This is a genomic window from Catenibacterium sp. co_0103, from assembly GCF_004168205.1.
GTDB lineage: Bacteria > Bacillota_I > Bacilli_A > Erysipelotrichales > Coprobacillaceae > Catenibacterium > Catenibacterium mitsuoka_A.
Genome location: NZ_RCYB01000083.1, coordinates 1 through 8241 on the forward strand (window position 1 = coordinate 1; position 8241 = coordinate 8241).

Annotated in this window: 7 protein-coding genes and 1 other annotated feature; all 7 genes read right to left on the reverse strand. The window is 35.7% G+C overall.

The window, feature by feature from the left end:
- Positions 1-90: 90 nt before the first annotated feature.
- The 7 genes from EAI80_RS10585 to EAI80_RS10615 all read right to left on the reverse strand — a co-directional run bounded on the left by EAI80_RS10585 (position 91) and on the right by EAI80_RS10615 (position 8099).
- Positions 91-654, reverse strand: a complete 564-nt coding sequence (locus EAI80_RS10585; protein ID WP_129981991.1) for a Maf family protein — start codon at positions 652-654, stop codon at positions 91-93.
- Complete coding sequence (gene pnp / locus EAI80_RS10590) at positions 654-2792, reverse strand: polyribonucleotide nucleotidyltransferase (RefSeq protein WP_129981992.1); 2139 nt, start codon at positions 2790-2792, stop codon at positions 654-656. The genes EAI80_RS10585 and pnp overlap by 1 nt, the downstream gene beginning before the upstream one ends.
- A 98-nt stretch (positions 2793-2890) precedes the next feature.
- Entirely contained in the window at positions 2891-3157 is a 267-nt protein-coding gene (rpsO, locus tag EAI80_RS10595) for a 30S ribosomal protein S15 (protein ID WP_129981993.1), read from the reverse strand.
- Positions 3158-3240: 83 nt separating this feature from the next.
- Complete coding sequence (gene ribF, locus EAI80_RS10600) at positions 3241-4170, reverse strand: riboflavin biosynthesis protein RibF (protein ID WP_129981994.1); 930 nt, start codon at positions 4168-4170, stop codon at positions 3241-3243.
- Positions 4170-5003 (reverse strand): tRNA pseudouridine(55) synthase TruB, encoded by an 834-nt coding sequence (gene truB, locus EAI80_RS10605; RefSeq protein ID WP_129981995.1) that lies wholly within the window; start codon positions 5001-5003, stop codon positions 4170-4172. The genes ribF and truB overlap by 1 nt, the downstream gene beginning before the upstream one ends.
- Before the next feature lie 40 nt (positions 5004-5043).
- Positions 5044-6270, reverse strand: coding sequence for a tyrosine--tRNA ligase (tyrS, locus tag EAI80_RS10610; protein WP_117458083.1), 1227 nt, complete (start codon positions 6268-6270; stop codon positions 5044-5046).
- Between the two features lie 32 nt (positions 6271-6302).
- Positions 6303-6501 (reverse strand) — a binding site (T-box leader).
- A 32-nt stretch (positions 6502-6533) separates the two neighbouring features.
- On the reverse strand, positions 6534-8099 hold the full coding sequence (locus EAI80_RS10615) for a ClC family H(+)/Cl(-) exchange transporter (RefSeq protein WP_129981996.1): 1566 nt from the start codon (positions 8097-8099) through the stop codon (positions 6534-6536).
- Between the last annotated feature and the right edge of the window lie 142 nt (positions 8100-8241).

Sequence of the window (8241 nt, forward strand, 5' to 3'; positions counted from 1 at the left end):
TGTGGTTCACTACACTTGGCGGTAAATACCTGTGGTCAGACTATCTCCGACTGAATTAGTGCCATGCCCGGCACACGCTAAAAAAGAAGCCTATAATGGCTTCTTAGTCAAAGTTTCAATGACTTCTATTACATGCTTTACTGGGAGCCCAATGACATTATCAATATCTCCCTGCACTTCTTCAATGAATTTCCCTGCAACACCCTGAATCGCATAAGCGCCAGCTTTACCCTTCCATTCATCAATAGAAAGATAATCATCAATCATATCATTGATATTCTTAAATGTAACTTTTGTTTCATCTACAAATATACAAACCTGATCTTTATAGAATACAGCCACTGATGTAAACACACTATGTGTATCACTACTTAATGATTCAAGAATTTCTCTTGCTTCATGAGCACTGTGAGCTTTACCAATAATCTTTCCATTATGATAGATTGTTGTATCCGCACTGATTACAACATCATCAGGATATTTCTCATGAATAGAAACACCTTTATCATATGCGAGTTTCTTAAGTCTTTCTTCTATTTCTAGAGAAGAATCAAAATATTCAGTAATAGAAGAGGCATCGATAATAAAATCAATGCCTTCTCTTTCAAGCAGTTCTTTTCGTCTAGGAGAAGTACTTGCAAGAATAATTTTCATTATTTCTTTTCCTCAGCAGGTGCATCATGTTTAACGATTGGTTTTGGTAATAATGCTTTTCTAGAAACATTCACACCCTTATCAGTAATCTGAGTTACTTTAACCTTTACTGTATCACCAAGCTTGATTACATCGCCGACTTTATTTGTTCTATCCCAAGCAACATCTTTTACATGTAAGAAACCATTTGTACCAGGGAATAATTCAATGAATGCATACTTTTCTTCAACTCTTACAGCTTTACCATCAAAGATTTCGCCTACTTCAACTTTTCTAGTTAAATCCTTGATCATACCCATTGCATGGTCAATCGCTTCCTGAGAGTAATGATAGATAGTAACGTTACCTTCATCATCAATATCGATCTTAACATTATCACTTTCAGCAATAATCTTATTGATCATATCTCCGCCCTTACCGATTACATCTTTAATCTGTTCAGGTTCAATCTTCATCATAGCAACCTTAGGAGCATATGGGCTTAAGTGATCTCTAGGTTCACTGATTGCTGACATCATGCAGTCCATGATTTGTCCTCTTGCAACCTTTGCCTGAGCTAATGCTTCCTGTAAGATTTCTTTAGTGATACCATCAATCTTGATATCCATCTGTAATGCACAGATACCGTTCTTTGTACCTGCAACCTTGAAATCCATATCACCTAGATGGTCTTCCATACCCTGGATATCAGTTAAGATTGTATAGTTTTCGCCTTTTTTAACTAGACCCATAGCGACGCCAGCCACTGGATTACTAATTGGAACACCTGCAGCCATTAAAGCCATAGTTGATGCACAAATTGAAGCCTGTGAAGAAGAACCGTTAGATTCTAATACTTCAGCAACAACTCTGATTGTATATGGGAATTCTGTTTCAGAAGGAATAACCTGTCTTAAGGCTCTTTCACCTAAAGCACCATGACCAATTTCTCTTCTACCTGGAGAACCCATTCTTCCTGTTTCACCTACACAATATGGTGGGAAATTATAGTGATGCATGAAACGTTTCTGGTCTTCCATTCCAAGACCATCAATCTTCTGTACTTCACCTAATGCACCAAGTGTGCAGGCAGATAATACCTGAGTTTCACCACGAGTGAACATAGCTGAACCATGTACACGTGGCAATAAATCTACCTGTGCATCTAATGGACGTACTTCATCTACTTTACGACCATCAGGTCTTACCTTTTCTTCAGTAATCAAACGTCTTACTTCTTCTTTTTCAAGATCACCAAGAACCATCTTAACCTGTTTAATTGTCTTATCATGTTCTTCAACAGTTGCATATTCTTTTTCTTCAAAAGATTCTACAACCTTAGCATCTAATTCATCAATAGCAGCATATCTTTCAAGCTTACCAGGAATAGAAATAGCCTTGATCATTTCTTCCTTAGCCATTGCTTCTACGCTAGACACAATATTTTCATCTAATGCGAATAGTGGAACATCAATCTTTTCCTTACCAACAGCTTCTACAATCTGTTCCTGGAAAGCGATTAATTCCTTAATCTTTTCATGACCGAACATCAATGCATTCAACATTGTTTCTTCATCTACTTCTTTTGCATCTGCTTCAACCATGTTAATAGCATCCTTTGTACCTGCTACTTCAAGATTGATTTCACTTCTAGCCATATCTTCAGGTCCTGCGTTGACAGTAAATTCACCATCTATTAAACCAACATTTACACCTGCAATTGGACCATTAAATGGAATATCAGAAATACATAGAGCGATAGATGCGCCAAGCATTGCAGCCATTTCTGGAGTAGCTTCCTGATCAACTGATAGTACAGTATTAACAACCTGTACTTCGTTTCTGAAACCATCTGCGAATAATGGACGGATAGGTCTGTCAATCATTCTTGCAGTTAATGTACCATGTTCACTAGGACGGCCTTCACGCTTTAAGAATCCACCTGGAATCTTACCTACAGAATATAGTTTTTCTTCATAAGTTACTGTTAATGGGAAGAAATCTACATCTTTTGGTTCTTTCCCAGCACATGCTGTTGAAAGAACGACTGTATCATCATATCTTACTAAACAAGAGCCGTTTGCCTGTTTAGCCATTTCACCGACTTCAACCTGGATTTTCTTACCATAGAAATCCATACTAAAAATTTGTTTTGCCATAAATTCACCTCATATTCTTCAAAATTATATCATAAATCAACTATTACACAAACAATTATTTGACAGAGACATGAAAAAAAGCCCCATAGGGCTTTTTCTTATCTTCTTAATCCTAACTTATCAGTTAAAGTTGTATATCTGTCAAGATCTTCATTCTTAAGATACTTTAATAAATCTCTTCTTCTACCGATCTTCTTTAAAAGACCTCTGTTAGAATGATTATCCTTTGGATGCTGTTTGAAGTGACCATTTAACTTGTTGATATCAGCAGTTAATAATGCGATCTGAACTTCTGGAGAACCAGTATCCTTTTCTACGCGACCATATTCAGCCATGATCTTAGCTTTTTCTTCTTTAGTTAACATTATGTTTTCCTCCTAAATTATATTCTTCGCAATATCCAAGCTAGATGTAAGAGGTACAAATATCCTAGACATTGTTGCAATGACTATTTTACATTATTTTTATATAAAGTCAAATACTTTTTCATGACCTGACTTAAATATTTTCTGTCTTCTGTTAATTGTGTTTTTAGTCCTTCTAATCCATTAAAAACAGTTTCTTCACGCTTATATAAATAGAAAGTAACCTCTACTTCTTTACCATACACATCTTCATCAAAATCAAAGACGTTGACTTCTAATGAAAGACGATTGATATCATTGAATGTAGGATTCATCCCAATATTTGCCATACCTATATAATATTGATGATTGATTTCTACAATTGTGCCGTATACCCCTCTTTTAGGTAAGTATTTCATGCCATAATCAATATTCAATGTAGGAAAACCAATCAAACGACCTCTCTGTTTTCCATGAATAACAGTACCCTTTACCTTATAAGGTCGATCAAGTAAAGTATTGACTTCTTCAATCATTCCCTGATCCATCAGTTTCTTAATAAGAGTAGATGATACTTTTTCTGTTTCATTATACATAACAGCGTTTTTCACAATAAGTTCAAATGACTGTTTCTTTAAGTCTTCTATGCTGCCACTGTTATGAGCTCCAAAATGGAAATCATAACCACATACTAGTCTTTTTAAAGGAAGCTTATTTAAGTATTCATCAATAAACACCTGTGGACTTAATGCTGCCACTTCCTTAGTAAAATGAATTACAAGCAAATAATCAATCCTCATTTCTTCTAGAAGTTCTTTTTTCTCTTCTAAAGTGATAATTGATTGTCTCTTTTCACCCTTTAAGACACATAAAGGATGCACATCAAAGCTCATGACAGCTGTTTTTGTTTCTGCCTTATATTTCAATACCTCATTAATCAAAGACATATGACCTAAATGTAATCCATCAAAAAAGCCAATCGCAAGAGAAAGAGGTTCTGTCAAATGTACCTCTTCCATTTTTATGACCTTCATTAGAAAAGCCCCCTGAGGCTCTTCAAATTGCCTTTTCCATCTGGTCCATATATCGCAAGTAATTTACCTTCTTTTGAATAAATAGCTACATTATGATCTTTATCACTCTTGATTTTCTGACCAGTCATGACAATTCTTTCATCTACGACCATAGAATCATAGAAAGAAAATACTTCTTCTAACGATATCACTGGTCCATTGTTTTCTTCTAGTTCTTCGAGTGTCACTGCCTGATCGATTGTAAAATGACCTGACTGATTTCTTACTAATGCAGTCATATGAGCAGGATAACCTAAGGCTTTTCCAATATCTACACATAAAGAGCGGATATATGTTCCTTTAGAGCACTTAACATCTATTGTTATTTCATCATCATGTGCATCGACTAAATCAAGTTTATAAATAGTAATTGGTCTTTCTGGAACTTCTACTTCTATACCTTCTCTGGCATATTCATAGAGCTTCTTACCATTAATTTTAATAGCTGAATACATTGGAGGCTTCTGCATGGAATCTCCTTTAAATGATGATAATACTTCTTCTAGATTCTCATAACCTGTAAAAGGCTTGGTTTCTAAAACCTTCCCTTCAGCATCATATGTATCTGTCGCACTGCCAAGTTTAAGGGTCGCACGATATTCTTTTTCTTCACTCATTAAAAACTGCATTGCTTTAGTGGCTTTATTAATACCAATAACTAAAACACCAGTCGCCATAGGGTCAAGAGTCCCACAATGTCCTACTTTTTTAGTATGCATAATACGTCTCACACGATTAACGACATCATGACTTGTCATACCCTGTGGTTTATTAATTAAAATAATACCATCCATCTACTCACATCCTTCCTAAAAAAAGCAGACTATTGTCTGCTTAGATATGATTAATAACGAAGTACTTCTTCTTACCTCTTCTAATAACAGTCACTTTACCACCAAACGCATTGTCTTTTGATACAACAAACTTTTCATCAGTGACCTTTTCACCATTTACAAGAACACTTCCACCTTTTACGAACTGTCTTGCTTCACGATTACTAGAAGCAGCACCTGCTTTTACTAATACATTTAAGATTTGTTCATCTTCAGTGACATCAATACTTGGTACACCATTGAAGCACTGTTTAACCTGTTCATAAGTCATGCTCTTGATATCACCACTGAATAACTTTTCAGAAATGCTGACAGCTTCTTCATAAGCATCTGCACCATGAATGAAAGTAATAACTTCTTTCGCAAGGGCTTTATGTGCTTTTCTTAAGTGTGGTTCATTCTTATTTGATTCTTCTAATGCTTCAATTTCTTCTTTAGATAAGAAAGTGAGGTATTTTAAGTAATCAATAACCTTGCTATCTTCACTGTTGATGAAGAACTGATACATTTCATATGGTGAAGTCTTTTCTCTGTCTAACCAGATTGCATTTCCTTCTGATTTACCAAACTTAGTACCATCACTCTTAGTAAGTAAAGGCATAGTGAATCCATATGCTTCATCACCAGTCTTCTTTCTAATTAATTCAATACCTGCAGTGATATTACCCCACTGGTCCTGGCCAGCAACCTGTAAGTTACAGCCTTTATTTTCATGTAAGTAATAGAAGTCCATTGCCTGCATGATCATATAAGAGAATTCAGTGAAAGTAATACCTTCATCTAATCTTCTCTTGATAATATCCTTAGATAACATGTAGTTGATATTGAAATATTTACCATAATCTCTTAACCAGTCAATGAAGTTTAAATCCTTAGACCAATCCAAGTTATTAACTACTTCAAAACCGAATAAATCTTCAGCCTGCTTCTTTAAGCAGTCAAAGTTATGCTGTACCTGTTCTTTTGTGATCATTGGTCTTTCAGTTGTTGGCTTTGGATCCCCAATCTGTCCAGTTGCACCACCGACTAAAAGAATTGGATGATGCCCAGCATCCTTTAATCTCTTAGACATTAAGAAAGATGAGAAATGTCCAATATGTAATGAATCCCCAGTTGGGTCAGTACCAATATAGAATGTCATTCCTCCTGCATTTAATTTGTCTTTTAAGTCTTCAGAACTTACATCTTTAATGAGGCCACGCCACACTAATTCATCATAAAATGTCATAATTTCCTCCTATAATATAAAAGAGAATCCATCCAAAGGACGAATTCTCGCGTTACCACCTTTATTCATGTCAAAGACATGCTCTCTTGTTGATAACGGTGTACTCACCGTCTAGACTTTGCATCTAGAAGCTCCAAAGTGTATTCATTCATACTACTGCTCTTATTTTCACCAGCCATAAGTTCTCTAAACCAGCGCATATGAATTACTTGTCTTTTTCATCGCAACTAAAAGTCTACATGAAATCATGATGTTTGTCAATATCAGCTTGTGAAGACACTTTCCAACATCAGCTTCGTTTCATCAAGATGGAATGCATCTACTAAGACAATAATACGGTCTCCTGATATGAGCTTTGTATCCCCTTTTGGAATAATTTCTTCTCCACCACGAATAACGGAAACAATTAAGCTACGACGTGGAAGTTGTAAATCTTTAATATAGTGATCACAGGCATTTGAACCAAAACCAACTGTATAGCCAATGAGTTCCTTACTATCTGCATATTCATCCATAGAATGATAAGGCTGATTGTTTAAAAGATTCGTTAAAAGACTTTCATAAATCGGTTCACTATGTAAAAGATTGGCCACATAATATGAAACAAATGACACAAGTGAAATTGGTAGAAGCATCTTTAAAGTTCCACTCATTTCCGCAATAAGCACAATACCAGTAATCGGTGCTCTTACAATAGCACTAAAGTAAGCAGCCATTGCCATAATAATGAAGTTCATAAAATACTCAGAAGGAACGCCACACATAATAGCAATCTTACCTACACTTGCACCAATGAGACTTCCAAGAATGAGTAGTGGGAAGAAGATTCCTCCAGCAGCACCTGATCCAAATGAAACACACGAAATAAGTAATTTTAATATAAATAATAAGACAAGAGTAGATAAAACAAGATTTGGTTCATTGAGATATTCTACAAGTTTATGTCCTCCACCCATGACAAGTGGACAATAAAATCCTAAAATTCCAGATAACACCAAAGGTATAATGACTCTTTGATGTTTTTTCAAGAATGGCGTTTTCTTATAAAGTTTAATAGTTCCCATTGTAACCTTATTATAGAAAGCACCTAATACGCCAGCGACAATACCAAGAATAATAACCCAGATATAGTTCTTCAAAGGGAATGTTTCTTTGATTGAGAAAGCTAAAGTAGGTGATAAACCAAAGATATTTCTACTTAAGAAATCCGCAGTAATAGATGCAATCATCACAGAAACAAGTGCACTTGTAGAGAAGTTCTTATGAACTTCTTCCAAAGCAAACATGATACCTGCAAGAGGTGCATTGAATGCGGCTGATAAGCCTGCTGCAGCACCTGCTGTCATTAAATAACGTTCTTCAGTTTTTACACGTTTGCCTTTTTTCGCAAGAGCTTTGCCAATCATACCACCAAGCTGGATACTTGGACCTTCTCTCCCTAATGATAAGCCGCCTACAAGTGCAAGTGCACCTGCACAGAATTTCGCAAGTAAGACTCTCCACCAGCATTCATCAATACGTCCCTGTACTTCTGCTTCTAGCTGTGGAATACCAGAGCCTCCAATCATAGGTTCCCACTTTAAAAAGATTGAAATAATAAGACCTAATACAATAAGGCCAATGATCCACAAAGGCCAACAAGACACGTTATGTGCGACAAAGTCCCTTATAGTAAAATAAATAGATTCTGCATTTGATAAAACAAGACGATAAACGATACAGACAGCACCTGACACGATACCAACAAGTAAACCTTCATAAGCCAAGCGCTTATTGAGTTTACTTCTTTCTCGTAATATATTTGCAGTATCAGATTGATTTTTAATCATATATAATCCTCCCAGTAATTATAATGACCGATACTATTTTAGCACAATCTAAACCAGTTAAAAAGGAGTAACTAAATAGACTTGGGGTTTACTCAAGCTTTGAAAAAGTCAGGGGTATGAACTCCTGGCTTTGCTTTTATGC

What these genes read in the sequence shown, in the direction of transcription:
- truB (WP_129981995.1), bottom strand. Translation starts at nt 5,003, where the DNA reads ATGGATGGTATTATTTTAATTAATAAACCACAGGGTATGACAAGTCAT.
- pnp (WP_129981992.1), bottom strand. Translation starts at nt 2,792, where the DNA reads ATGGCAAAACAAATTTTTAGTATGGATTTCTATGGTAAGAAAATCCAG.
- rpsO (WP_129981993.1), bottom strand. Translation starts at nt 3,157, where the DNA reads ATGTTAACTAAAGAAGAAAAAGCTAAGATCATGGCTGAATATGGTCGC.
- EAI80_RS10585 (WP_129981991.1), bottom strand. Translation starts at nt 654, where the DNA reads ATGAAAATTATTCTTGCAAGTACTTCTCCTAGACGAAAAGAACTGCTT.
- EAI80_RS10615 (WP_129981996.1), bottom strand. Translation starts at nt 8,099, where the DNA reads ATGATTAAAAATCAATCTGATACTGCAAATATATTACGAGAAAGAAGT.
- ribF (WP_129981994.1), bottom strand. Translation starts at nt 4,170, where the DNA reads ATGAAGGTCATAAAAATGGAAGAGGTACATTTGACAGAACCTCTTTCT.
- tyrS (WP_117458083.1), bottom strand. Translation starts at nt 6,270, where the DNA reads ATGACATTTTATGATGAATTAGTGTGGCGTGGCCTCATTAAAGATGTA.